Consider the following 24,780-nt stretch of genomic DNA (forward strand, 5'->3'; position numbering starts at 1 on the left):
TATCTACCGCTGGTCATGGACCCCATCTACGGCTACCAGGCCCTCAACGTCGAAGCCCAACGCGACAACCCCGGCTCGTTGCTGAACTGGATGCGCAAGATGATCCAGATCCGCAAACGCCACCCGGCGTTCGGCACCGGCGACTTCCGGGAGCTAGAGGCATCCAACCCGAGCGTGCTGGCCTACGTCCGCCGCCACACTGACGTGACCGGCGCCAGAGACACCGTTGTCTGCGTACACAACTTCTCCCGTTTTCCGCAGCCCGTAGACGTACGAATCCCGGCCCGGCCAGAGGACGCCCTCATCGAGCTTACGGGCGGCGTCCCGTTCCCGTCAGTTGAGCAGGAACAGCAGCCTTACCGGCTGACCCTTCCCGGTCACGGCTTCTATTGGATCGCGGTACACCCCGAGGAGGGACGGTCATGACGTCGACATCAGTTTCCGCCCTCTTGCCTCCCCGGCTGGAGACCGCCCTGGCCATGTGGCTACCGTGGCAGCGCTGGTTCGCTAGCAAAGGGCGGGCTGTATCAGGGGTCACCGTCGCACAGCAGAGCCTCATAGCCGATCATTCGCTAGAGGAGGGCCCTGTTGGCTTGCTTCTTGTCGTGCGCGTAGATTTCGTTGACGGTGGCGAACGCGAGTATTACCAGGTTCCCATCGGCATCCGCACTGCGGTGCCCAGGGAGCTGGAACCCGCGGTCATCGCTGGGCTGAACGGGGCCATCCTCTACGACGCTCTGAGCGACCATGAGTTGGTTGCTGCCCTGGTGCGGCGCGTCACAGACGACGCCGAACAGGAGCCGTTGCCCGACGCCACGGATTCCGCTTCGGTCGTCAGTAGGATGCTGGGCGGCGAGCAGAGCAACAGCTCTGTGGTCGTCGACGAGCGGCTGCTGCTGAAGGTCTTTCGTCGGTTGCGCAGCGGTATCAATCCTGACGTGGAGTTGCAGGAATCCCTCACACGTGTCGGAAGTCTCCGGGTGCCGCGTGTGCTAGGCAGCATGACGGGCCATCTGCAAGGCGAGGCGACCACTTACGCCATGCTCCAGGAATTCCTGCCGGCCGCTGCGGATGGGTGGCGAATGGCTCTCGCCAGCGTCCGGGACCTGCTAGCTAACGGCTGGTCGCCGGCGGCTGCGGGCGGGGATTTCGCCTCGGAGTCATGGCGGCTCGGGGTCGCGGTGGCCGAGGTACATGCCCAACTCGTCGAGGCGCTCGGTCACCGCAGCCTTACCCGGGAAGACATGCGCCGTCTCTCTGCTGAGATGAGTGCGCAATTCGATCGGGCCCTTCGTGTTGTCCCCGCGTTGTCCCGTACCGAAGAGGCAACCCGCAGTGTTTTCGCCGCCGTCGCTGAACTGCCGGGTGGGGGAACAGCCCAGCGGATCCACGGCGATCTCCATCTTGGCCAGGCCGTGCGGACGCCAGATAGGTGGGTACTGATCGACTTCGAAGGGGAGCCGGCAGCCCCTCTTCAGCAGCGCCGGGCACTGCAATCCCCACTGCGTGACGTCGCTGGAATGATGCGTTCCTTCGATTACGCCGCACACCATCAGTTTCTCCAGCCCGAACAGAATATCCACTTTGGCTCGACAGTTGAGATTCAGGCAAAGGAATGGGCACAGCGTAACCAGCGTGCCTTCTGCGAGGGGTACGCCTCTGTAGAAGGAACCGATCCCCGTGAACATACCGTCCTGCTTCGGGCATTGACGCTTCACAAAGCTGCATACGAGACAGTCTATGAAGCTTACCACCGGCCGAGTTGGTCAGTGATTCCCCAGCGTGCGTTCCGTGATCTTTCCATGGGGTCATCCCTCTGGTGAACAGATGTACCGCAGATAGCGGAAAATTGGAACATTCATCGATGGCCACTTTCGGACACGGCCTCCGGAGGCTTTGCTGGGCTCCTCATATAGCCAGACACGAAACTATTACAAATAAATTTATATATATTACGTTAAGTATGCACTGTATTAGGTGAGTACCTTTCGGGCAAAATGCGTCATGAGTCCAGGGATGGATGAGATACAGGGGGCCGAGATGTCTACGTATGCTCCGGATAGAGCCGTGGGCTATCCTACGCCAGCCGTGAAAGGGGTAGATGAATTTACCAAAGAGATTTTCGGTAAACTTTTACGTGCAGACCAAAGGCGCTGGGCAGAGGTGTACCTGAAAGGGTTGCTTTCTGTTAGGGGAAAGAAGAGCGTTCGTAATATCGCCAGGTGCGTATGCCAGTCGGATCAGTCCGCAGCGACTCAGTCCATCCAGCAGTTTATCAATCAGAGTCCGTGGGATTGGACTCCAGTTCGAGGGCTTCTCGCGCGATACATAAGCGAGCGTAGTCAGGTGAAAGCCTGGGTAGTGAAGAACGTTATCATCCCCAAGCGAGGTAGGCACTCGGTAGGTGTGGCGAAAAGGTTTATTCCGGAGATTGGCAGAACCATCAACTGCCAGGTCGGGATAGGGATGTTCCTGGCCACCGAGGTAGGAACGCTACCGGTGGATTGGCGCCTTCTGATGTCTGATGCCTGGCTACAAGACAGCGAGCGGCAAAAGCGAGCCAGAATTCCCTCGGATGAGACCGGAAAGACTGTCTGGCAACACATCGTCGATATGGCGGGTACGCTGTCTGAACGCTGGGATGTTCCTCCGGCGCCTGTACTCACCGATCTGTATACAACCTCGGATGTGCTTCCGATCGTCCGTAATCTCGCTCACGACGGTGGGGAATTTTTTGTCGAGGTCAACGGATCGATGAAGGTTGTCGATACCCCTCATTTGACCCCTGTGCGCCCGGGAGGCGATATAAACAAGGTCTCTGTCGCTTCGACAGGCGGAACCACGGTGCGGGATTGTGTCCGCCGTGAGATGTTTAGAGGGCCAAGTGTAACCATGGGAAAGCGCACGCCGACCTTACCAGGTTCTCACCAAATACTGAGTACTCTAGTGCGGCTTCCTACCGGCGGTGGTGATTTCCGGGGACGTGCTTCACAGCTCCACCGCTTGTTCGCATTATGGCCCAGTGACAGGGAGCATGAGCCCCAGTACTGGATAACAAACATAACACAGTATAAAACTGACAAGATACTTCCGCTGGCCGGCATCAGCGCTGAGAGCAGGAGTCATCTCCGTGCCTTGCAGTCGGATTTCGGGCTACAGGACTTCGAGGGGCGGTCTTTCCCCGGCTGGCACCACCATATGACGTTGATCTCCGCCGCCTACGCCTATGACCGGCTCAAAGGACTTTAGGTGGTTTGGTGATCATTGCCGCTGGTCGGGGGGCATGTGTCCCGAAGGGACACATGCCCCCCGACCAGGCGCAAGGCCGGCACGCCGTTCAGAGGGTCTTCAGTTCAGGCTTCGAGAGTTGGGGGGTCGGTGTCACTGGTCAAGCGGTTGTTGCGTCCGCGCGAAGCTTGGCCAAGGCGCTTCGTCAACGTCGCCTCGGCCTACGCCAGGCCCCTAGTCGAAAAGGCCGCAGTCAGCCGCTTTAGCGCGGCAGAACCAGCCGGATGCCGCACGTAACCGCAAAGGCCAGTAACCATTCGCAACAGCGCGGCGGTATCAGGCGTGCTCTGAAGGGACCCCGATAGGCCCACCGTTGCGTTCCACCACATAAGCCGTTGTCTGGGCGAGCGCTGTGATGCGAGCTGTCTCGCCTTGGGCGCGCCATACCAAGGCGACCTCTGTGTGCGGGGCATCGGGTAGCGGGATGAAAGTGATCTCAGGGCGCCCGTAGTAGCGGGGGACGGACGCGGCTACCGGTGAGATGCCCTGGCCGGCCGCGATCAGTGCGAGGAGTTCCTGGAAAGTCGCAACAGCCGGACCCCGCTTGATGGGCCGCCCGCTGGGCGTGGTTGGAGGAACGTGGAAGTCCCACCAGTATCCAGGTGCGGGAGAGGCCACGGCGAACACGGTGTCGCGAGCAAGATCTTCCAGAGACACCTCGCTGCGTCGACTGAAGGGGTGGCCGGCAGGCACTGCGAGGACACGCGGCTCGCGGACCACGATAGGGCCGACAACCAGATCTGGTTCCTCTACGGGCAGGCGAGTGAACAGGACGTCAACTTCACCACGCCGCAGCGGCCCGATCGGATCAGCGAAATGCGTTTCGATCATCGAAATCTCACAGTCCGGATGGCGCTTCCGGAATGTGCTGAAGATCTGCGGAGTGAGTTCGTTGGCAGCGGCTCCCAGAAACCCCACGCGCAGCGTGCCGTCGATACCGCGAGCGGCGTGCTTTGCTTTATCGATCCCCTCGTGTAGTTGATGGTAGGCCGGCTCGATATCGGCTCGCAACTGTTCACCCAGGGGGGTCAAGTCCACCTGGCGGCTCGATCGGACGAACAATGGCGCACCAATACGGCGCTCTAACAGCTTGACGATCTGGCTAGTGCGTGGCTGGGAGATCTGCAAGCGCTCGGCAGCACGACCGAAGTGCAACTCGTCAGCGACCGCGAGAAACGCCTCGATCTCTCGCAGATCCAGCATCTTACCCCCATGTATTGCTCAGGCTTATTGATGATGTCGCGACTCATCATTGTTCCGCATGTTCGGCTGGTTCAAGGTTAGGGGCCCAGGTTGTATGTATACGTACCGCTGTCAGGAGGTTACTCTCGTGGGATATGCGCGTCTGGATTGTGCCGTTTTCTCCGTTTTTGGGGAAGATGCTGAGGGCTCTTGGCGGCAGGAGTCAACAGAGACCAAAGAGCTCCGAAACGCTGCTTGCCTTACTGAGGACACCGCATACCTGGCATTAGAAGGGAAGGGCCGTGTGGAGACCTCGGAAATGAGTGCCGACCCCACCTGTGTGTCGCATTGCACAGCCGTCATCCGTCTTTCCGAAGCCGAATATGCTTTCGTCGCCGAGCTTCCCGACATGGAAATGTGGTGGGCCGATCTCCCCGACATCACATGCTGTGACCAGGACGAGCCGAAGTCCAGCCCTTCGGAGTGCGCGAAAGCCCTGGACGTGCGGACGGTGAGTTGCTGCCTCCAGCAGGGGCACCAGGGTGAGCACGCCGCTCTGGTTGGCCGTACCCCTTGCGACGGTGATCAGGACGCCTATGTCTTCTGGAGCGAAGACGCTCCGGAAGCGCGAGAAATCCGACAGCCTCAGGGATGCGAAAAAACTGAGAACAGTGATGCTTCTCACTATCTCGAAGTGCGTTGCCTCCTATTCAAGAACCATCCTGGCCCCTGTCGGTTTTGATGTAGCTACCCAGGCATGCCGCGCGCCGTCGCACTGCCTTCCCTCATGCTAAGCGAAATATGTTCGCTGCGCGTCGGTGTCTCCCCCAGGCTTATTGACTTGGCTTATCGAGCGTTTCGGGATTTGTCGTTGTTCCTTCTGTCATTACATCCGAGGGTGGAGGTGATCCCAACGCTTCCTGTCCAAAGGAGAGGTTTGCCGTGACAGAATCCGATCCGGCGGCGACGACGGTGGCACCACCGTCTGAGGCCAAGGCTGAAGACCGCCGCTCAGCCGACACGGGTAAGCTCGATTCGCGTCAGCGATGGATGCTGTTGGTGGCCATGGTCGGCACCTTCATCGCGATCATGGACTCTTTCATCGTCAACGTGGCTGTGCCCTCCATTCGTGAGGACCTGAACGCGAGCTTTGCCCAAGCCGAACTCACCATCAGCGGCTATGTCCTGGTCTACGGGCTGCTGCTGATCACCGGTGGCCGTCTCGGCGACATCCACGGGTACAAGAAACTCTTTCTCGTGGGGGTCGGGCTCTTCACACTGGCATCACTGCTGTGTGGAATCGCCCCCACTCCCGCGACCCTGATCGGCTTCCGCGTCCTACAGGCCGTCGGCGCTGCCCTGTTCTACCCCCAGGTCCTGTCGATCCTACAGACTGCCTTCACGGGTAAGGCCCAGGCTCGCGCCTTCGCACTGTTCGGCGTCACCATCGGTTTGGCTTCTATCGCCGGTCAGTTGTTCGGCGGCCTGCTCACATCCTGGGACGTGTTCGGTCTTTCCTGGCGACTGATCTTCCTGGTGAACATACCTATCGGCCTGCTGACCATGATCGGTGCCGCGAGGACGCTGCCCACTCTCCGTGGCACCCAGCGCCCAACCTTGGACATGCGCGGCGTGCTGCTGCTCAGTGTCGCGTTGCTGCTGCTCTCGATTCCGCTCGTTGAGGGCCAAAACGCCGGGTGGCCACCCTGGATTCTGGGTATGCTGCTCCTTTTCGTGCCAGCTTTCATCGCTTTCACGTTCTGGGAGCGGCGTCTGGCGGTACAAGGAGGGGACCCGCTGGTCAACCCGGTGCTGTTTCGGCGCCCGACTTTCGCGGGTGGCAACACCCTCGCCTTGGCTTTCTTCGCGGGCAATACAGGACTGTTTTTCATCCTGACTCTTCAGCTTCAGGAGGGGCTCGGCTACTCTCCGCTGGCTGCCGGGTTGACCTTCACCCCGCTGGCTGTCACCTTTGTCGCTGCTTCGCTTGTCGCTCCCCGACTGCAACCGCGCCTAGGTATGCACGTGCTGACCCTCGGCTACGGGATCAACGCAGCGGGCACGCTCGCGCTGCTGATGACTGCGTTCGTGACAGGGACAGAGATGAACGCATGGGTGCTGGTTCCCGCGCTGGCCGTCATCGGATTCGGCGAAGGGCTCGGTGTCAGCCCATTGTTCGGAGCGGTCCTCAACCGCATCCCCGAGAAGGAGTCCGGTTCTGCCTCGGGCGTTCTGGAGACGATGACACAGTTCGGCAACTCCTTTGGCGTGATGATTCTGGGCCTGGTCTTCTTCGCCGTAGTCGGGACGGGCGGGACTGTCGCCGACTACTCCGGAGCCTTCATCGCCGGACTGGTCGTGAACCTGGCACTTGCCCTGCTGACGCTATTGCTGCTGCCGCTGCTGCTGCGCAAACCCAAGTTTGAGGACGCCTAGGTGTCCTGAGCACAGATGGTCGGGAATAGCTTGGCGGTGATTTGCCAGTATTCGCCCGTGGTGTTTGGGGGCCCGCCAAACACCACGGCGGCGGCCGGCACCCGCAGCGGGCGCCGGCCGCCAAGCCGGTCAGCTCGCGCTGTGGGCGATGTCGATGACCACCTCGCGCACACTGCCGTCGAGGTGGCTGAAGGCGCGGAACGGCAGTTCTTCGCGGGCTCCAAGAGCGAAGGTGGTCTGGCCTTCGAACGAGCCGGCGTTGCGCACCGAGCGCAGCGCGCCCCAGCCGGACAGGTCGCTTTCCGGGATGAAGTGTTCCCCTTGGGTGGCCAGCGGCTCCGTGGTGCCGGTGCCGGGGTAGCCCTGGGCGGGGGAGCGCACGATCACCCGTAGCGCCGCGGCGCCGGCCACCGGCACCGGGGTGCCCGAGCCCGGCGCCAGCACCTGGCTCTGGTACGCCACGTCGAACCCGGTCTCGGCGGTGCCGTCGACCTCGATGACCACGCGGTCGAAGCAGTTGTGGCGGCCTGCCCGCACCTCCCGGATAGGATCGCCGGAGTTGCCGTCTTTGACATCGGGGTGCAGCGTCCAGCCTTCGGTCACCTGGCACGAGGCGGAACCGGCGTCGTCGCTGCCGCCACCTCCGCTGCCTCCGTTCCCGTCGTCACCGCTGTTTTCTCCGCTTCCCTCGGGCGTGGTGTCGGCAGGAGTCGTCGTAGTCTGCGTATCGGTGGCCGACGGCGAGCCTCCCGCGCCGCCGGCCGTATCGGTCCCTTCCCCCGCCCCCGGGGGGTCGGCATTAGAGCACGACGTCAACAGCAGCGCGCCTGCGGCGAGCCAGACAATGGCGGCCTTTCGCATCGGGGGTCACCTTTCGCTCTTGGGGCAGGGCCTTGCTCGGCGGGTACCCGGCGAGGCCGGGCCGCTTTCCCGTCAAGGCCGGATACACCGCGTATCGCGGAACCGGGCGGAAGCGCCGTCCGCAGGCCGGGGCACCTTCCGAGGGTGACACATGGCACCTGTCGTCGAGACAACGATCTGGTGAAAGAGATATCCGCGAGCAGGCTGTGGTGTCGCGCCGCTCGCGGTGCGTCTCGGCCTTTTCACAGGGCGCTTCGCCCCGGGAGTCCGGTCGGCCGGGAGGGGGCTCCTCAGTGTGACAGGTGGGGAATTAGATACCATCGCTATGACAGAGCCCACTTTTTGATAGGGGGTGAAGCATTGCGGAGCCTGCTGTTTTCTGGGTTCAGCGGTCTCTTTCAGTGAATCCCGACGGCAGTGAGGGTTTGGTGGGAAAACCGATGGGTATCCCGCTGTGACCGGGGATCACAGGGGGGCAGTGTTGACCAGCCTGATAGCTCCTCAGTATCCTATCGGGCGCAGGACGAGAGGCGCTGCAACGGGCTTAAGGCCCGCCACGCTCGTCCTGTGTTTTTCTGTAACAAGGGCGCCTCCCGGAAAAGTTGTTTTTATTTAGGGAGGTGTTCGTAAATGAACAGCCATACTGAAAATACAAAAGCGAACGGAAATGGTGGGAATAATTCCCCTTCCGTTCGTGGGGCGGATGACAAGAAAAAGGCCCTGGCAAGCCTTCTCGAAAACCGCATCGCGGTGCTCGACGGCGGGTGGGGAACGATGCTCCAAGGAGCCGACCTCACCCCGGAGGACTACCGCGGCGAGCGGTTCCAGGACCACCCCTGTGACGTCACCGGGGACCCCGACCTGCTGAACCTGACCCGTCCGGACGTCGTACGCGACATCCACCGCCAGTACCTGGCGGCCGGTGCGGACCTCACCACGACGAACACGTTCACCGCGACGAGCATCGGGCAAGCGGACTACCAGATGGAACCGCTGGTGCGGGAGATGAACCTGCGCGCCGCCGAACTCGCCCGCGAGGTGGCCGACGAGTTCGAGGGGCGCTTCGTCGCCGGTTCGATCGGCCCGCTCAACGTGACGCTCTCCCTGTCCCCCGACGTGGAAAACCCGGCCACGCGGGCTGTGACGTTCGACCAGGTGTATGACGCTTACGCCGAGCAGATTCAGGCCCTCGCCGAAGGCGGCGTCGACCTGCTCCTCATCGAGACGATCTTCGACACGCTCAACGCCAAGGCCGCGATCGCGGCGGCGCGGGAGGTCGCCCCCGAGCTGCCGCTGTGCATCTCGGTGACGATCGTCGACCTCAGCGGGCGTACTCTGTCGGGCCAGACCGTCGAGGCGTTCTGGAATTCCGTCGCGCACGCCGAGCCCTTGATCGTGGGCTTGAACTGCTCGCTGGGGGCCGAGGAGATCCGTCCGCACATCGCCGAGCTCTCCCGGATCTCCGACGCCTACACCTCCTGCTATCCCAACGCTGGTCTGCCCAACGCTTTCGGGGGCTACGACCAGACGCCGGAGGAGACCGCGCGGCTGCTCGGAGAGTTCGCCGAATCGGGCATCGTCAACCTCGTCGGCGGGTGCTGCGGGACCACCCCCGACCACATCGAGCACATCGCCTCGACCGTGGCCAACTACCAGCCGCGCACCGTCCCCGAGCTGCCTGAACGCACCCGGTACAGCGGTCTCGAGCCCTTCGAGATCGACGACGACACCGGCTTCGTCATGATCGGTGAGCGCACCAACGTCACCGGCTCCAAGCGCTTCCGGCGGATGATCGAGGCCGAGGACTATCAAAGCGCCGTCGACGTCGCGCTGGAGCAGGTGCGCGGGGGTGCCAACCTTCTCGACGTCAACATGGACGCCGACCTGCTCGACGGCGAGCAGGCGATGACCACGTTTTTGAACATGCTCGCGACCGAGCCGGAGGCGGCGCGGCTGCCCATCATGGTCGACAGCTCGCGCTGGAGCGTGCTCGAAGCCGGGCTCAAATGCGTGCAGGGCAAGGGGATCGTCAACTCGATCAGCCTCAAGGAGGGCGAGGAGGTATTCCTCGACCAGGCCCGCAAGATCCTCTCCTACGGCGCAGGGGTGGTCGTGATGGCCTTCGACGAGGAGGGCCAAGCCGACACCGCCGACCGCAAGGTGGAGATCTGCGCCCGCGCCTACGACCTCCTCACCCAGCGGATCGGCTTCCCCTCTGAAGACATCGTCTTCGACCCCAACGTGCTCGCTGTCGCCACCGGCATCGAGGAGCACAACGGCTACGCCAAGGCGTTCCTTGACGCGCTGCCGCGCATCAAGGAGCGATGCCCCGGAGTGCGCATCAGCGGCGGCATCTCCAACCTGTCCTTCTCCTTCCGGGGCAACGAGGTCGTGCGGGAGGCGATGCACTCGGCCTTCCTGTTCCACGCCATGCGCGCCGGTCTGGACATGGCCATCGTCAACGCCGGACAGCTCGCCGTGTACGAGGACATCCCCGCGGATCTGCTCGAACACGTGGAGGATGTGCTCTTCGACCGGCGCCCCGACGCCACCGACCGCCTTGTCACCTTCGCCGAAGGGGTGAACACGGGGGGCACCCGGCGCACGGTGGACCTTTCCTGGCGTGAGGCTTCCGTGGAGAAGCGGCTGGACCACGCGCTGGTCCACGGCATCGTGGACTTCGTCGAGGAGGACACCGAAGAGGCCCGCCAGAGCCTGGGCCGCCCCATCGACGTGATCGAGGGGCCGCTCATGGACGGTATGAAGACCGTGGGCGACCTGTTCGGGGCCGGCAAGATGTTCCTGCCGCAGGTGGTCAAGAGCGCCCGCGTGATGAAGCGCGCCGTGGCCTACCTTGAGCCCTACATGGACGCCGAGAAGGAGCGGGCGCGCCAGGCCGGGGGCGGCGAGGAGCAGCGCGGCAACGGCAAGGTCGTGCTGGCGACCGTCAAAGGCGACGTCCACGACATCGGCAAAAACATCGTGGGCGTGGTGCTGGGCTGCAACAACTACGAGGTCATCGACCTTGGGGTGATGGTTCCGGCCGCGAAGATCCTCGACACCGCGATCTCCGAAGGCGCCGACGTGGTGGGGCTGTCCGGGCTGATCACGCCCTCGCTGGACGAGATGGTCAACGTCGGCGAGGAGATGCAGCGCCGGGGGATGGAGCTGCCCCTGCTGATCGGTGGCGCCACGACGTCGCGGCAGCACACGGCGGTACGGATCGCCCCCGCCTACAACGGCCCCACGGTTCACGTGCTCGACGCCTCCCGGGTCGTCGGTGTGGTCTCCAACCTGCTCGACTCCGAGCGGGTCGGCGAGATGGTCGAGAGCAACGAAGCCGAGCAGGAGCGCCTGCGCGAGCAGCACGCCGACCGCAAGCAGCGCCCCTTGCTGTCGCTCGAAGCCGCCCGCGCCAACCGCGAGGAGGTCACCTTCGACGAGGTGCCGGTGCCCGAGTTCACGGGAACCCGCGTCATCCGTCCCGATCTGACCGCCCTACGCGAGATGATCGACTGGCAGTTCTTCTTCCTGGCCTGGGAGATGAAGGGCAAGTACCCCAAGATTCTCGAACAGCCGGCGGCCCGGGAACTCTTCGACGAGGGCAACGCCCTTCTCGACCAGATCATCGCCGATGGTCACTTCCAGGCCCACGGCGTCTACGGTTTCTGGCCCGCGCACGCGGAGGGCGACGACATCCTGCTCGGCGGCCCCGCCGCGGGGGCGGCCGATCTGCGCATGCCGATGCTACGCCAGCAGACCGCCAAACCCGAAGGGCAGCCCAACCGGTGCCTCTCGGACTACGTCCGCTCGGAAGGAGACCACCTGGGCGGGTTCGCCGTGGCCATCCACGGCGCGGAACGTCTCGCCGCCACGTTCGAAGAGCAAAACGACGACTACAAGTCCATCATGGTCAAGGCCCTGGCCGACCGCCTCGCCGAGGCGTTCGCCGAGTACATCCACCTTGAGGCGCGCCGTGCCTGGTTCGAGCCGGATGCGGCGCCGGCCCTGGAGGACCTGCACGCCGAACGGTTCCGCGGCATCCGCCCCGCCTTCGGCTACCCGGGCAGTCCGGACCACAGCCTGAAGCGGGAACTGTTCGACGTGCTCGGCGCCGACGAGGTCGGCATGGACCTCACCGAGTCGTTCGCCATGACCCCCGCGGCCAGTGTCAGCGGGCTGATGTTCGCCCACCCCGCCTCGCGGTACTTCACGGTGGGGCGACTGGGCAAGGATCAGGTCGAGGACTATGCGAAGCGGCGGGGCGTCAGCGTCTCCGAGGTTGAGCACTGGCTGCGTCCCAACCTTGACTACGACCCGCGGTGATCGGCTGACCGGCTTTCTAGCGGCGCGGCCCCTCGGCTTCAGCCGTGGGGGAGGAGGTCAATCGCTGGTATGCGCCCTCAGTGCTCGGCACCGCGGTGCCGAGCACTGGTGCGGTGGCCGACGCCCCGCGGGGCGTCGGCCACCGAAGTAGCTAGTTGATGCTGCTCTGGTTGTAGGCGATGTCGACGATCACCTTGTGGATACCGCTGTTTTGGTCGTGCCAGATGAAGGCGCGGAACGGCAGTTCTTCGCGCACCCCGATGGCGAAGGTGGTCTGGCCTTCGAACGAGCCGGCGTAGCGCACCGAGCGCAGCGCCCCCCAGTCGGCGAGTGCGCTTTCGGGGAAGAAGTGCTCTCCCTGGGTGGCTAGCGGCTCCGTGGTGCCGGTGCCGGGGTAGCCCTGGGCGGGGGAACGCACGATCACTCGGAGTGCGGCGTCGCCGGCCACCGGCACTGGGGTGCCCGAGCCCGGAGCCAGTACCTGCGACTGGTACGACACGTCGAATCCGGTGTCGGCACTGCCGTGGACGTCGAAGACCAGGCGGTCGAAGCAGTCGTGGCGGCCCGCGCGCACGTCCCGGATCGGATCACCGGAGCTGCCCGGGTCGGTGTCGGCGCCCACGGTCCAGTAATCGGTGAACACGCATGATGGGGTCGCGTTGGCTGTCCCGAGGCCGAGACTGAGGCCCGAGGTCAGCAGCATCGCGACCGTGGTCAGCCAGACCACGGCGACCTTGCGCATGGGGGAATCACCCTTTCGTTTTTGGTCTCGGGGGGTTTCCGAGGTATACCGCCACTGTTCCACAATCCCGACATGGCGGACATCGTGTGCTGGCGGCCATCTGTGGCCACGGTCTCCCGTACACCGCGGGGCCGGTTTACGCGTCATGACTGCTGTGAGTGGCGCGGTGGGGCGGTTTTCGTCACCGAGAATCGGCTGCCGAGAATTGCCGAAAATCGTCTGGTGACAATTCTCGTCGTGGTTACCTCGCCGTTGACGACCGGCATTTACACTCGGCTAGCCCCCCGTTTCGCAGCGGAGCGCGGCAGGTGGGCCTCGACGCCGCCGACGTTTCAGTCGCAGCCTGGCGGACAGACGCAGCCGTCGTGGTGGCGTTCCAGTAGGACGGTGTCGCGCCAGGTCCCGTGGTGGCAGGCGATGCGCTCGCGCACGCCCACCGTGCGAAAGCCCGCGCTGTGGTGCAGGGCGAGGCTGGGTTTGTTCTCGGGGAAGATCGACGCCTCCAGGGTCCACAGCCCGTCGGTGTCGGCCTCGGTGACCTGCCGGTGCAGTAGTGCCTTGCCGACCCCGCGTCCGCGGGCGGTCTCGGCGACGTAGACCGAGGTCTCGGCGACTCCGGCGTAGGCCGGACGCTCTGAGGCGGGGGTGAGCGCGGCCCAGCCCACCACCTCGCCATTGATCTCGGCCACCCAGCGGTGATCTCTGAGCCATTTCCCTTCCAGCACGGCTTCCTGGGGAACCTCAGTGTCGAAGGTGGCGTCGCCGGTGGCGATTCCCTCGGCGTAGACGCGGCGCACGTCGGCCATGTCCCCGGCGCGCATCGCTCGCACCACCACGTCCTCGGGCAGGTCGCTCGGGCAGCAGGGGCGGTTGGTGAGCAGGCCCATCACCGCGTCGGCGGCGTGGGGCAGCCCGGTGCAACAGGACTGGTTGATGGCCACACGCGTCGCGGTGCCCTGCTTGGTGAGGGTGACGAAACCGACTTCGGCGAGTTTGCGCAGGTGGTGGGAGACGGTGGGTTGGCCGATGCCCAGCGTGTCGGCGAGGTCGCCGACTTTGACGCTGCCGGCGTGGGTGGCGATGGCGTGCAGTAGGCGAACCCGAGTGGGGTCGCCGAGGCAGGCGAACCAGGAGGCGTAGGTGGCGGCCTCGGCCGTGGCGAGCTGCGGCGGAGCGGGAGCGGGTGGCGGCAGGGTCATGTCCCCATTATCGATCCCAGTCGATGGTTGCGTCTATCGATGGTTGTCGATAGATTCGCTTTAGATCGACAGACATCGATGAAAGGGTGTGGCATGGCAGACGAGCTTCCCGTCGTGGTCATCGGCGCCGGTCCGACCGGCTTGGCCGCGGCAGCGCAGTTGGAGCGGCGGCGGTTGCCGGTGGTGGTCCTGGAAAAGGGGACGGCCGCGGGCGCCACCGTCCGTGAGTGGGGCCACGTCCGGCTGTTCTCGATGTGGCGCGACCTGGTGGACCCGGCCGCGGAGAAGCTGCTCGTGGCCACCGGTTGGCAGCGCCCGGCCGACGACGTCTGCCCCACCGGACGCGAGTGGACGCTGTCCTACCTGGAGCCGCTGGCCGCCGCCCTGGGCGATCGGGTGCGGTTCGGCGCCGAGGTCACCGGGGTGAGCCGGCGCGGACGCGACCGCGTCGTCGACACCGGCCGCGACGAGCAGCCTTTCACCGTCGTCGTGCGCCACGCCGACGGCTCGCACGAGCGCCTGTTGGCACGTGCCGTCATCGACGCCTCGGGAACCTGGACCACCCCCAACCCGCTGGGCGGCGACGGCCTGCCCGCGCTGGGAGAGGACACCGTCGCCGACCGGATCTCCTACCGCATCCCCGACCTGGCCGCCGATGAGGACCGCGCGCGCTACGCGGGGCGGCGCACCGCCGTGGTGGGGCGCGGCCACTCGGCGCTGACGACCCTGGTCGCCCTGGCCCAGGTGGCCGAGGAGGAGCCCGCCACCCGCGCCGTGTGGGTGCTGCGGCGCGGCGAGGTTGGCGACACCTTCGGCGGTGGTGCCGCCGACCAGCTCGCGGCGCGCGGCGCCTTGGGCGAGCGCGCCCGCGCCGCCGTGGAGTCCGGCGCGATCGAGGTCGTCACCGGGTTCCGCACCGCCGAGGTCCGTGCCGGCGAGGCCGGACTCGTGCTCGTCGACGACGAGGGCCGCACGCTCGACCCGGTCGAGGAGATCGTCGCGCTGACCGGCTTCCGTCCCGACCTGTCACCGCTGTCGGAGGTGCGCCTGGGGCTGGACGCCACCCTGCAAGCGCCGGTGGAACTGGCGCCGCTGATCGACCCCAACGTGCACTCCTGCGGCACCGTCTACCCCCACGGCGAGCGGGAGCTGTCCCACCCCGAGCCGGGGTTCTACCTGGCCGGCATGAAGTCCTACGGCCGCGCCCCCACCTTCCTGGCGCTCACCGGCTTCGAGCAGGTCCGCAGCATCGCCGCGCACCTGGCCGGCGACCACGCCTCGGCCCGGCGCGTGGAGCTGACCCTGCCCGAGACCGGCGTGTGCGGCGGCTCGGGTCTCTTCGACGCCCCGCAGGCCCAAGACGAGGGCGGCTGCTGCGGCCCCGCCCCCGAACCGGTCGAGTTGACCCTGCCGAGCGCCTCGACCTGAGGCGCGCTCCGAGGCGCCTTCTGGGGGAGCGGCAGCGGCGTGTCCGAGTCCGGGGTCATGAGGCGTCACTGCGGCGAGGTGTGCCCGTTCGGCGATCCTGGCCGCGAGGCTCGCCGAGCGGGCATCCTCGCGGCGATCACGACGCCCAAACCACCTCGGCCACCGCCGGCCCTCACCCCCTTCCCAAAACAGCACGTAGGCACCCCGAGCGACGCCTCGCCCGGGGTGCCCATGGCGAGCCACCCCTCTCGCGAGCGCTCCGGGCGCTGGTGAGGCCGCCCGTGTCCCGTCTCCGGCGGCGGCACGCGATCGCCGGCAACGGCGCGTGCGGGCGGGTTCCCGGCGCGCCGGGCGCAGTCACCCTGGCGCCGGGCCGGTGGAGTCGCGGATGACCAGGTGGGAGGGGAGAACCACGCGGCGGGGGGAGTCCTGGACACCGGTAGGGGAGCCCTTGGTCAGCAGGATCTCCACGGCGGCGCGGCCGGCCTCCTCCTGCGGGCCCGCCAGCGTGGTCAGCGCGGGGGCGCAGAAGTCGGCGCCGAAGATGTCGTCATAGCCGACCACGCTGATCTCCCCGGGCACGTCCACGCCGCGTTCGGCCAGCCGTCGCAGGATGCCGATCGCCAGGAGGTCGTTGTGGGCGACGATGGCGCTGGCACCCGAGACCAGCGCGGCGTCGGCTGCCGCGCCCCCGCCGGCGACCTGCGGCGGGAACGGCCCCAGGCGCCGTGCCCCCATGCCGCGCTGGGCCGCCCCGGCGTGCAGCGCGCGCCAGCGTTGCCCCGCCAGCCACGAGTGGTGCGGCCCTGACAGGTACACCAGTGAGCGGTGGCCCAGGGAGGCGAGGTGGTCCACGATCTGGTGACTGCCCGAAGCGTTGTCGATGACGGCGCTGGGCAACCCGTCGATCTCCCGGTTGACCAGGGCGAGATTGTGCTCGCTGGCGAGATCGACGGTCGTGGCCTCGGGCATCCGGCTCGATGCCAGCACGAACCCGTCCACCGAGCGGGCCAGGCGCTCGATCTGGTTGCGTTCGGTGTCGGCCGATTCCTCGGTGAACCCGAGGATGAAGGTGATGCCCGCGGCGCTGGCCCGGCGCTCCGCGCCGCGGATCGTGCCGAAGAAGTGGGGGTTGGCGATGTCGGGGACGAGCATCGCCAGGGTCGCCGTGTGCCCCGACTGTAGCGCGCTCGCCAGTGGGTTGGGGCGGTAGCCGAGGCGTTCGGCCACCTCCAGGACGTGTTGGCGGGTAGTGGCGTTGACCCGGCGGGGGTTGCTGAAGGCGCGGGAGACCGTGGAGGCGGCAACGCCGGCCTCGCGGGCGACGTCGTAGACGGTCGTGCGTTTGGGGGTACTCATGATGGCTTCTGTTCTACGTGCGATGACAACATTTGGCAATCGCTTGCCATCATCTTTGGCGGAAACCTAGTGTTCACACAATCGTTCGTCAGGGCGGCCCCACACCGCCCTGAGCAGCCAATACCCCTTGTCCTCGTTGAGCGGAGCCTCGGATGACCGACACTCCCGAAACATCCGGCGGTGGGCCGCCGCGGCCCCGTCCGGCGGTGGTGCGCTGGCTGGAGACCGCGGAGCTGACCGCAGGCGCCGCGCTGCTGACCGTGATCTTCGCGCTGATGCTGACCCAGGCCCTCCAGCGCCACCTGCCCGTGGCCGGGTGGGTCTGGACCGGCGAACTCGCCCGGCTGGGCCTGGTGTGGCTGACGTTCTCGCTGGCCGGCTACCTGCTGGGCCGCGACGCACACATCACCCTCAAGCTGATCGATTTCGCGCCACAAGCCTGGATTCGGCGCACGGTATGGATCGTGGCCAACCTCGTCGTGGCCGCCGTGTGCCTCGCCTTCACCGCTGAGGCGGTCGAGCTGGTCTTCGGCGGCTCACCACAGTCCACACCCGCCCTCGGAATCCCCATGACCTGGGTTTATGTGATCCCGATGGTGGGGTTGGCGCTGGCTGTGCTGCGCGCCGCCACCAACGCCCTGCTGCCCGGCCCTGCCAACCCCGAGACGCGGCCCGCCGGGACCGACGCGCAGGAGGCCCACCGGTGAGCGCCGCACTGGTCGTGCTGGGAATCCTGCTGCTGCTGGCGCTGCGGGTCCCCATCGCCTTCGCGATCCTCGGCCCCTGCATCACCTACATGGCGGTCACCGACCAGTCCACCGGGCTGAGCCTGCGCACCGCCGCCCAAGAGGTCGACAGCTTCCCGCTGCTGGCGGTGCCGCTGTTCATCCTCGTCGGCGTCACCGCCAACCGCACCGGCATCGCCGACCGCATCTTCGCCTTCGCCCAAGTGATGTTCGGCCGGGTCCGCGCCGGCCTCGGCTACGTCAACATCGGCGTGAGCGTGGGCTTCTCCTGGATGAGCGGCGCCGCCCTGGCCGACGTCGCCGGACTAGGCAAGATGACGGTCCCCGCCATGACCTCCCGCGGCTACTCCCGCCGTTTCTCCCTGGGACTTTCAGCGGCCTCCAGCCTGATCGGCCCGGTCATGCCACCCAGCATCCCCGCGATCGTCTACGCCTCGGTGGCGGCGGTCTCCACCGCCGCGCTGTTCGCCGCCGCCGTGGTGCCGGCACTGCTCATCGCCGGCGGGCTCGCCCTGGCCGTCTACCTGTGGGGCCGCCGCCAACCCCACCTCGCCGGCCGGCGCGCCGAACCCGGCGAAGCCCGCAGCGCCACGCTGCGCGTGCTCGGGCCGCTGGGCGCCCCGATCCTACTGCTCGGCGGTATCCTCAGCGGGCTGTTCACCCCCACCGAGGCCGCCGCGGTCGGCGCCGCCTACGTCCTCGTCCTCGGGTTCTGCTACCGCGAACTCACGCCGCGCGGGCTGTGGCGGATCGTGGTGGAGACCGCGACGACCGCCGCCGCCATCGCGATCATCCTCGCCGCCTCCGGACTGCTCGGCTGGATTCTCGCCCGCGAGCAGGTGCCTCAGGACATCGCCTCGTTCCTGCTCGGCTTCACCGACAGCCCGGTGGTGTTCCTGCTGCTGGTCAACCTCGCGCTGATCCTCATCGGCACGATCCTGGAACCCATCGCCGCGCTGGTGATCACCGTGCCGGTTCTGCTGCCCATCGCGGTGCAGTTCGGCGTCGACCCGGTCCACTTCGGCGTCATCACGATCATCAACCTCATGATCGGCCTGCTCACACCGCCGATCGGCGGCGTCCTCTTCGTCCTCGGCTCGGCCACGAAGACACCGATGCACGAGGTCTTCCGCGGCACCGCACCGTTCCTCGTCCCGCTGCTGGCCGTCCTCGCGCTGCTGACCGTGGCGCCCGACCTCGTCCTGTTCCTGCCCACCTACCTGGGCCTCTAAGGACCGACCACCCATCCCGCACCGCCGCCCCACGCGGCAACCCCATCCCCGTAAGGAGAACACCCCATGCGCACCACCCTTCGCTGGGCGGCACTGCTGCCCCTGGCCGCCCTGACCCTCGCCGCCTGCGGAAACGACACCGGCAACGAGTCGGGAGGCGACTCCGGCGGCTCCGGCGAGGCCGGGCTCACCCTCTCCTTCGCCAACAGCTACACCGAGGACCACCCGCACACCCGCTGCGGCATCGACCTCGTCGCCGAGAAGGTCGCCGACGCCGACGCCGGCATGACCGTCGAAACCTTCCCCAACAGCCAACTGGGCGGCAACACCGAGACCTTCGCCTCGGTCATGTCGGGCGACATCGACATGGACGTCCAAGGCTCGGCCGCCCTGGGCTCGACCTACGAGCCCATCGGCGTCTTCGACGCCGCCTACGCCTTCGACGACGCCGACCACCTCTTCGGCTTCTTCGACTCCGACGCCTCCGACCCGCTCAAGGACGGCTTCGAGGAGGCCACCGACACCAAGATCCTGGACGTGTGGTACTTCGGCGACCGCCACTTCACCGCCAACCAGCCCATCCGCGAACCCGCCGACCTCGACGGCCTGCGGATGCGCTTCCCCGACTCCCCGATCTATCTGTCCAACGCCGAGGCCCTGGGCGCCGACGCGACCGCGGTCGCCTTCGAGGAGGTCTACCTCGCCCTACAGCAGGGCACCGTCGACGGCCAGGAGAACCCCATCCCCACCATCCACAGCGACAACTTCGACGAAGTGCAGAGCCACATCAGCCTCAGCAGCCACCAGATCGGTTCGCAGATGATCGTCGTCTCCGGCCAGACCTGGGACAAGCTCTCCACCGAACAGCAGGAGGTCCTCCAGCGGGCGGTCAGCGAGACCCGCGCGGAAAACCGCGCCTGCATCGAGGAGGCCGAAGCCGAGATCCTCGACGAGTGGGCGGCCGAGGGCACCATCGAGGTCGTCGACGACGTCGACGTCGAAGCATTCCGCACCCAGGCCCGCGCGTACTTCCGAGAGAACCTCGACGGCCGGTCCCTGGAGTTCTACGAGTCCTTCCAGCAGGCCCAGTAGACCGCCACACCACGACAGCTCACCACGGAGCGGAGCACTCCCATGCGGCGCAGTATCGCCACCGTATCGCTCAGCGGCACTCTGGAGGAGAAGCTGCACGCGGCAGCGGCAGCCGGATTCGACGGCGTCGAGATCTTCGAAAACGACCTCGTCGCCTCGCCCCTGCCACCGCGCGAGATCCGCGCGCTCGCCGACGACCTCGGCCTGGGCATCGACCTCTACCAGCCCTTCCGCGACTTCGAGGGCGTCGACGACGACCTCCTCGAAGCCAATCTGCGCCGCGCCGAGGCCAAGTTCGCGCTCATGCTCGAACTCGGCGTCGACACGCTGCTCGTGTGCTCCACCACCGCGCAGGCGGCCAGCGGCGACGACGCCCGCGCCGCGGCGCACCTGCACCGCCTCGCCGAGACGGCCGCCCCCTACGGCGTGCGCATCGCCTACGAGGCGCTCGCCTGGGGGCGCCACGTCAACGACTACCAACACTCCTGGCGCATCGTCGCCGACGCCGACCACCCCTCACTCGGAGTGTGCCTGGACAGTTTCCACATCCTGTCCCGGCGCAGCGACCCGGCCGGCATCGGCGACATCCCCGGCGAGAAGATCTTCTACCTGCAACTGGCCGACGCCCCCTACATGGCGATGGACCTGCTCCAGTGGAGCCGCCACTACCGGTGCTTCCCCGGCCAGGGCGGGTTCGACCTGACCGCGTTCACCCGCCACGTGCTCGCGGCCGGCTACACCGGCCCGCTGTCCCTGGAGGTCTTCAACGACGTCTTCCGCGCCGCCGACCCGCACCGCACCGCCGCCGACGCGCTGCGGTCGCTGTCGGTGCTGGAAGACGCGCTCAGCCGGGAACACCAACCGGGGGTGACCGCGGGGCCGCAGCGTCCCGCGGTCACCCTCACCCGCCTGCCCGAACCCGCCCACCCCGCCGGCTACGCCTTCGTCGAGGTCGCCGCCCGGCCCAGCACCGCCACGTGGGTGCGCACCGTCCTGGCCGGGCTCGGCTTCGCCCACACGCGCGACCACCGCTCCAAACCCGTCGAACTGTGGGCGCACGGCCACACCCGCATCCTGCTCAGCTCCACCGATCCGCGGCTGGGCCACACCTGGAGCGACGACACCGCCGTCACCGCGCTGGGCGTCGAGGTCGCCGACCCCGACCGCGCCGCCCAGCGCGCCGAGCATCTGCTGGCCCCCGCCTTACCGCGGCGCCGCGACCCCGCCGAGACCCGGCTGAACGCGGTCGCCGCCCCCGACGGCACCGCCCTGTTCTTCTGCCCCGCCCCCACCGACCGCGAAGAGACCTGGCTGGCCGACTTCACCGCCGCACCCGTGCACACCCCCACCCACGGCGGCGCCACCCCGCTGACCGGGATCGACCACGTGGGACTGTTCCAACCCTTCGACCACTTCGACGAGGCGGCGCTGTTCTACCGCTCCGTGCTCGGCCTCGCCCCCGCCGAAAGCCTCGAACTGGCCGCCCCCGACGGGCTCGTGCGCAGCCGAGCCCTCACCGGCCCAGGCGGGGGGCCACGCATCGCCCTCAGCGTCTCGGTGCTGGGGCGCGGCGCCCAGGCCGACGCCGCCGGCGGTGCGCAACACATCGCCCTGGCCTGCGACGACATCTTCGCCGCGGCCCAGGCGTTGCGCGAGGGCGGCCTCGCGCCGCTTACCATCCCCGACAACTACTACGCTGACCTTGCCGCGCGCACCGACCTGCCGCCGGCCCTGCGCGAACGCATGCGCGCCGACGGCGTCCTCTACGACCGCGCCGGCTCGGGGGAGTTCTTCCACTTCTACACCCCGCTGCTCGACAGCCGCCTCTTCTTCGAGGTGGTCCAGCGCACCGGCGGCTACGACGGCTACGGCGCCGCCAACACTCCCGTGCGCATGGCCGCCCACCGAGCGGAGCACACCCAGTGACCGGCACTATCGGCAACGGGGAAGCGGTGCCGGCAGCAACGGAAGGCGCGCGACGCGAAGCGGGCCGCTCCTTCCTGGTGGGCCTCATCGGCGCGGGTGTCGGGCCGTCGCTGACCCCGCCCATGCACGAGCGCGAGGCCGCCCAGGCGGGGCGACGGCTGCTCTACCGCACCATCGACATCACCGACCTCGGTCTACCGCCGGAGTCCGTGGGCGACCTGGTACAGGCGGCGCGCCACCTCGGGTTCGACGGCCTCAACATCACCCACCCCTGCAAGCAGCTCGTCCTGCCCGCCCTCGACGGGCTCAGCCCCGAGGCCGCCGCCATCGGCGCCGTCAACACCGTGGTCTTCGACGGCGGGGCCGCCGTCGGCCACAACACCGACTGGTCGGGCTTTGCCGGGTCGCTGCGGCGCGGGCTGCCCGACGCGGCCCGCGACCGCGTGGTCCTGCTGGGCGCCGGCGGCGCCGGAGCCGCCGTCGCCCACGCCCTCATGACCTGCGGCGTGCGCGAGCTGGTCATCGCCGACCTGTCCGTGGAGCGCGCCGCGACCCTGGCCGAACGACTCCAGGCGCGTTTCCCCGAGGCACGGTGCCGACCCGCCGACACCGCGAGGCCCGAACGCCTCCTCGCCGACGCCGACGGCCTGGTGCACGCCACCCCGGTCGGCATGGCCCACCATCCGGGTGTCCCGGTGCCGCCCGAGCTGCTGCGCCCCCCGCTGTGGGTGGCTGACGTGGTCTACCGCCCGCTGCGCACCGAACTCCTCCACCACGCCGAACAGCGCGGCTGCGCCACCCTCGACGGCGGCGGCATGGCCGTCTTCCAAGCCGGCGACGCCTTCGAACTCATCACCGGCCTCACCCCCGACCGCGACCGCATGCTCACCCACTTCACCCAGCTACTCCAACACGAGTGACCCGGCCGCGCCGGCGCTAAGGCCGGTGCGGAGCGGCGGTCACAGCTCGCCGACGCGGGCAGCGGTGAGGAAGGCGTCCCACTCCGCGGCGGGAAAGGCGAGGTGCCCGGCGTCGGGATGCTTCGAGTCCCGCACAGCAGCCCCAGAACGGAGATCGGCGACCTCGACGCAGTCCACTCCTTGGCCGCTGTAGCTGCTCTTGCGGAAGGAGGAGGGGAGGTAGGCGATATCCACGCAATCTTGATGCTGTCCGCTGTAGCTGCTCTTGTAGAAGAAGGGGATGTGGGCGACTTGGACACAGTCACCGTTGACACCGCTGTAGCTGCTGGCTCGCCACATCAACTGGAGGGACACGGGGCTCACTCTTCTAGCTCTTCGAGGACATCGCGTATGAATGTGACGGACTGCGCTGGTGACAGTGAGCAACCTTGAGCGCTGCCGAACATGTCGTTGAAGATCCTGATTTGGTGTTCTTCTTCCAAGTACAGGCTACTCACGGGTGTTTCTAGATAGGCAATGCTGGGGTCCCGAGGGTCGGGAAAATCCATGACAACGAAGCTTCCCTCGGTCGCGGGGTGTGCTCCGGCGTCGAAGGGTAAGACGTAGATGTTGATGTTGTGGCGGGCGGCCATGTGTGTGAGGTGGAGCAGTTGTTCTTGCATCACCTTTAGAGAGCCGACGTTACGTCGCAAGGCTCCCTCATCGATGATGGCCGCGTAGGAGGGCGGGTTTACGCGGTTAAGGATTTCCTGGCGTTTCATCCTGCTCGCAACACGCTGCGCGATCTCGTCGTCTTCCCTGACCTGGTTGGCGCGAAATACCGCATCGGCGTACCCGGGTGTCTGTAGCAGCCCAGGTATGACCTGTGCCTGGTAAGTCCGGAAGGCGCAGGCTTCGGCCTCGAAGTCGGCGAGCATTTCGGGCATCAGGTCTTTGTACTGCGACCACCAGCCTCGCTCACCGGCCAGCCGGGACAGTTCGTGCAACGCTGCCCGAACCTCTGGGTCCTCCACCTGGTACAGATCCAGCAGCCCATCCAGCGTCTTCGCCGGGACGTGCTTCGACTCCGCCTGCTCGATCTTGCTCAGGTTCGACTTGCCGGTCCCGGACTGCTTCGCGGCCTCCACCAGCGTCAGACCCGCTTCGGTGCGCAGACGCTTGAGCTCGGTGGACAGGCGACGTCGGCGGATGCTGGGACTGTAAGGAGCGGGCATACGAGGAGTCTAGAGAGAGGCGCAAGAAAAAGTAAAGTGGAATCCATCATAAGGCTGTTGGCTATGGTGGAATCCATTGCAAGTCTTGGTGTGGTCGGTCACCACCGCATCACCCTGAGTGGTTGGTGGTCACGCTACTGAACGCCCGCCGCTGTGTCCGGTGAACGGGCCGAAACCACGGGCGTCACTGACCCTCTCGGCTGCAACGTCCTCCCACGCACTCGCTGGCTCGCATATAAGGAGTCTTCATGTCCGTTCAGGCTGCTCTTGATCAACTACCCCCGGTGGCGATTCCGCTCGGTTTGGTCATCCCCTGGCAGAAAAAGTACTACTTCGCCCCCGATGGCGAGCCGGTGCCCTTCAAGTGCCGGGCATTTACCTTCCGGGGTGACGTGGCCCTGTTCCCGCTGGTCCACGCCTTCCTGCAGGGCTGTGCCGCCCACAAGGGCGGCGAGTACCGTTACCTGTTCGACCTGCTGGGCAGCGAACTGGCCGGCAACGCCATCCGCCACACCCGCTCCGGCGCGCCCGGCGGCAGCTACACCCTGCGTGTGGACCGCTGGGCAACGGGGCTGACCCTGACCTGCCGCGACGACGAACCGTGGAGCCCGGTAGGGGAGCCGTCCGCAGCGAGCGCGTCTACCTGGACCCCGATCCGGACGGGCTGGACCCCTCGCCGATGCCGGGCGCGGCCTGGCCCTCGTGGATGCCTTGGCCACCGCGTGGGGCGACAACGGCTTCCCCGACCACCGCCACGTGTGGTTCCACCTGGCCTACGACCTCATCGACAGCGCCTGGAACACCGCCTGACCAGACGCGAACAACCTTC

The 24,780-nt window shown here is 66.7% G+C and carries 19 protein-coding genes and 1 riboswitch; of the genes, 12 read left to right on the forward strand and 7 right to left on the reverse strand.

What is annotated here, in order from left to right:
* The 3 genes from ABD848_RS19030 to ABD848_RS19040 all read left to right on the forward strand — a co-directional run.
* On the forward strand, nucleotides 1-426 hold a 426-nt coding region (locus ABD848_RS19030; protein ID WP_344974264.1), incomplete at its 5' end, for an alpha-glucosidase C-terminal domain-containing protein.
* 53 nt (nucleotides 427-479) lie between these two features.
* Complete coding sequence (locus ABD848_RS19035; RefSeq protein WP_344974431.1) at nucleotides 480-1,823, forward strand: maltokinase N-terminal cap-like domain-containing protein; 1,344 nt, start codon at nucleotides 480-482, stop codon at nucleotides 1,821-1,823.
* Between the two features lie 193 nt (nucleotides 1,824-2,016).
* Entirely contained in the window at nucleotides 2,017-3,249 is a 1,233-nt protein-coding gene (locus ABD848_RS19040) for an IS701 family transposase (RefSeq protein WP_344974267.1), read from the forward strand.
* 315 nt (nucleotides 3,250-3,564) lie between these two features.
* On the opposite strand, the gene ABD848_RS19045 is transcribed toward ABD848_RS19040, so the two are convergent.
* The gene (locus tag ABD848_RS19045) at nucleotides 3,565-4,491 is read right to left on the reverse strand and encodes a LysR family transcriptional regulator (protein WP_344974271.1); all 927 of its coding nucleotides are present in this window, start codon (nucleotides 4,489-4,491) and stop codon (nucleotides 3,565-3,567) included.
* Nucleotides 4,492-4,774: 283 nt separating this feature from the next.
* Here ABD848_RS19045 and ABD848_RS19050 point away from each other — a divergent pair, with 283 nt between their 5' ends.
* Nucleotides 4,775-5,212: a hypothetical protein gene (locus ABD848_RS19050; RefSeq protein ID WP_344974274.1), complete on the forward strand. Its 438-nt coding sequence runs from the start codon at nucleotides 4,775-4,777 to the stop codon at nucleotides 5,210-5,212.
* Between the two features lie 200 nt (nucleotides 5,213-5,412).
* Nucleotides 5,413-6,906 (forward strand): MFS transporter, encoded by a 1,494-nt coding sequence (locus ABD848_RS19055; protein WP_344974277.1) that lies wholly within the window; start codon nucleotides 5,413-5,415, stop codon nucleotides 6,904-6,906.
* A 129-nt stretch (nucleotides 6,907-7,035) separates the two neighbouring features.
* Here ABD848_RS19055 and ABD848_RS19060 read toward each other — a convergent pair whose 3' ends face one another.
* The gene (locus tag ABD848_RS19060; RefSeq protein WP_344974280.1) at nucleotides 7,036-7,767 is read right to left on the reverse strand and encodes an AMIN-like domain-containing (lipo)protein; all 732 of its coding nucleotides are present in this window, start codon (nucleotides 7,765-7,767) and stop codon (nucleotides 7,036-7,038) included.
* A 519-nt stretch (nucleotides 7,768-8,286) separates the two neighbouring features.
* Nucleotides 8,287-8,366, forward strand: a riboswitch (S-adenosyl-L-homocysteine riboswitch).
* A gap of 31 nt (nucleotides 8,367-8,397) precedes the next feature.
* On the opposite strand from ABD848_RS19060, the gene metH reads away from it, so the two are divergent.
* Nucleotides 8,398-12,093 (forward strand): methionine synthase, encoded by a 3,696-nt coding sequence (metH, locus tag ABD848_RS19065; RefSeq protein WP_344974283.1) that lies wholly within the window; start codon nucleotides 8,398-8,400, stop codon nucleotides 12,091-12,093.
* Nucleotides 12,094-12,244: 151 nt separating this feature from the next.
* On the opposite strand, the gene ABD848_RS19070 is transcribed toward metH, so the two are convergent.
* Nucleotides 12,245-12,835, reverse strand: a complete 591-nt coding sequence (locus ABD848_RS19070; protein ID WP_344974286.1) for an AMIN-like domain-containing (lipo)protein — start codon at nucleotides 12,833-12,835, stop codon at nucleotides 12,245-12,247.
* 332 nt (nucleotides 12,836-13,167) lie between these two features.
* On the reverse strand, nucleotides 13,168-14,034 hold the full coding sequence (locus ABD848_RS19075) for a helix-turn-helix domain-containing GNAT family N-acetyltransferase (RefSeq protein WP_344974289.1): 867 nt from the start codon (nucleotides 14,032-14,034) through the stop codon (nucleotides 13,168-13,170).
* A gap of 93 nt (nucleotides 14,035-14,127) precedes the next feature.
* Between ABD848_RS19075 and ABD848_RS19080 the strand changes: the two genes are divergently transcribed.
* The gene (locus ABD848_RS19080) at nucleotides 14,128-15,462 is read left to right on the forward strand and encodes an FAD-dependent oxidoreductase (protein ID WP_344974292.1); all 1,335 of its coding nucleotides are present in this window, start codon (nucleotides 14,128-14,130) and stop codon (nucleotides 15,460-15,462) included.
* 357 nt (nucleotides 15,463-15,819) lie between these two features.
* Here the strand turns inward: ABD848_RS19080 and ABD848_RS19085 are convergent, their stop codons facing one another.
* Complete coding sequence (locus ABD848_RS19085) at nucleotides 15,820-16,821, reverse strand: LacI family DNA-binding transcriptional regulator (protein ID WP_344974295.1); 1,002 nt, start codon at nucleotides 16,819-16,821, stop codon at nucleotides 15,820-15,822.
* A gap of 152 nt (nucleotides 16,822-16,973) precedes the next feature.
* Here ABD848_RS19085 and ABD848_RS19090 point away from each other — a divergent pair, with 152 nt between their 5' ends.
* The 5 genes from ABD848_RS19090 to ABD848_RS19110 all read left to right on the forward strand — a co-directional run bounded on the left by ABD848_RS19090 (nucleotide 16,974) and on the right by ABD848_RS19110 (nucleotide 22,737).
* Nucleotides 16,974-17,528: a TRAP transporter small permease gene (locus tag ABD848_RS19090; RefSeq protein ID WP_344974298.1), complete on the forward strand. Its 555-nt coding sequence runs from the start codon at nucleotides 16,974-16,976 to the stop codon at nucleotides 17,526-17,528.
* Complete coding sequence (locus tag ABD848_RS19095) at nucleotides 17,525-18,799, forward strand: TRAP transporter large permease (protein ID WP_344974301.1); 1,275 nt, start codon at nucleotides 17,525-17,527, stop codon at nucleotides 18,797-18,799. Before ABD848_RS19090 ends, ABD848_RS19095 begins: the two co-directional genes overlap by 4 nt.
* Before the next feature lie 66 nt (nucleotides 18,800-18,865).
* Nucleotides 18,866-19,891 (forward strand): DctP family TRAP transporter solute-binding subunit, encoded by a 1,026-nt coding sequence (locus ABD848_RS19100; RefSeq protein WP_344974304.1) that lies wholly within the window; start codon nucleotides 18,866-18,868, stop codon nucleotides 19,889-19,891.
* Nucleotides 19,892-19,933: 42 nt separating this feature from the next.
* Nucleotides 19,934-21,817: a bifunctional sugar phosphate isomerase/epimerase/4-hydroxyphenylpyruvate dioxygenase family protein gene (locus tag ABD848_RS19105; RefSeq protein ID WP_344974307.1), complete on the forward strand. Its 1,884-nt coding sequence runs from the start codon at nucleotides 19,934-19,936 to the stop codon at nucleotides 21,815-21,817.
* A complete protein-coding gene (locus ABD848_RS19110; RefSeq protein WP_425567614.1) occupies nucleotides 21,814-22,737 on the forward strand; it encodes a shikimate dehydrogenase in 924 nt (307 codons plus the stop codon). Before ABD848_RS19105 ends, ABD848_RS19110 begins: the two co-directional genes overlap by 4 nt.
* Before the next feature lie 39 nt (nucleotides 22,738-22,776).
* Here the strand turns inward: ABD848_RS19110 and ABD848_RS19115 are convergent, their stop codons facing one another.
* Both ABD848_RS19115 and ABD848_RS19120 read right to left on the reverse strand, forming a co-directional pair.
* The gene (locus ABD848_RS19115) at nucleotides 22,777-23,091 is read right to left on the reverse strand and encodes a DUF397 domain-containing protein (RefSeq protein ID WP_344974310.1); all 315 of its coding nucleotides are present in this window, start codon (nucleotides 23,089-23,091) and stop codon (nucleotides 22,777-22,779) included.
* Between the two features lie 5 nt (nucleotides 23,092-23,096).
* Nucleotides 23,097-23,951, reverse strand: coding sequence for a helix-turn-helix domain-containing protein (locus ABD848_RS19120; protein ID WP_344974313.1), 855 nt, complete (start codon nucleotides 23,949-23,951; stop codon nucleotides 23,097-23,099).
* Nucleotides 23,952-24,780: the final 829 nt, after the last annotated feature.

The organism is Salinactinospora qingdaonensis, from assembly GCF_039539445.1.
Lineage (GTDB): Bacteria > Actinomycetota > Actinomycetes > Streptosporangiales > Streptosporangiaceae > Salinactinospora > Salinactinospora qingdaonensis.

Coding starts and splice junctions, on each gene's coding strand:
- ABD848_RS19070 (WP_344974286.1), bottom strand. CDS start 12,835: ATGCGCAAGGTCGCCGTGGTCTGGCTGACCACGGTCGCGATGCTGCTG.
- ABD848_RS19105 (WP_344974307.1), top strand. CDS start 19,934: ATGCGGCGCAGTATCGCCACCGTATCGCTCAGCGGCACTCTGGAGGAG.
- ABD848_RS19075 (WP_344974289.1), bottom strand. CDS start 14,034: ATGACCCTGCCGCCACCCGCTCCCGCTCCGCCGCAGCTCGCCACGGCC.
- ABD848_RS19090 (WP_344974298.1), top strand. CDS start 16,974: ATGACCGACACTCCCGAAACATCCGGCGGTGGGCCGCCGCGGCCCCGT.
- metH (WP_344974283.1), top strand. CDS start 8,398: ATGAACAGCCATACTGAAAATACAAAAGCGAACGGAAATGGTGGGAAT.
- ABD848_RS19045 (WP_344974271.1), bottom strand. CDS start 4,491: ATGCTGGATCTGCGAGAGATCGAGGCGTTTCTCGCGGTCGCTGACGAG.
- ABD848_RS19035 (WP_344974431.1), top strand. CDS start 480: ATGTGGCTACCGTGGCAGCGCTGGTTCGCTAGCAAAGGGCGGGCTGTA.
- ABD848_RS19120 (WP_344974313.1), bottom strand. CDS start 23,951: ATGCCCGCTCCTTACAGTCCCAGCATCCGCCGACGTCGCCTGTCCACC.
- ABD848_RS19040 (WP_344974267.1), top strand. CDS start 2,017: ATGGATGAGATACAGGGGGCCGAGATGTCTACGTATGCTCCGGATAGA.
- ABD848_RS19100 (WP_344974304.1), top strand. CDS start 18,866: ATGCGCACCACCCTTCGCTGGGCGGCACTGCTGCCCCTGGCCGCCCTG.
- ABD848_RS19060 (WP_344974280.1), bottom strand. CDS start 7,767: ATGCGAAAGGCCGCCATTGTCTGGCTCGCCGCAGGCGCGCTGCTGTTG.
- ABD848_RS19085 (WP_344974295.1), bottom strand. CDS start 16,821: ATGAGTACCCCCAAACGCACGACCGTCTACGACGTCGCCCGCGAGGCC.
- ABD848_RS19080 (WP_344974292.1), top strand. CDS start 14,128: ATGGCAGACGAGCTTCCCGTCGTGGTCATCGGCGCCGGTCCGACCGGC.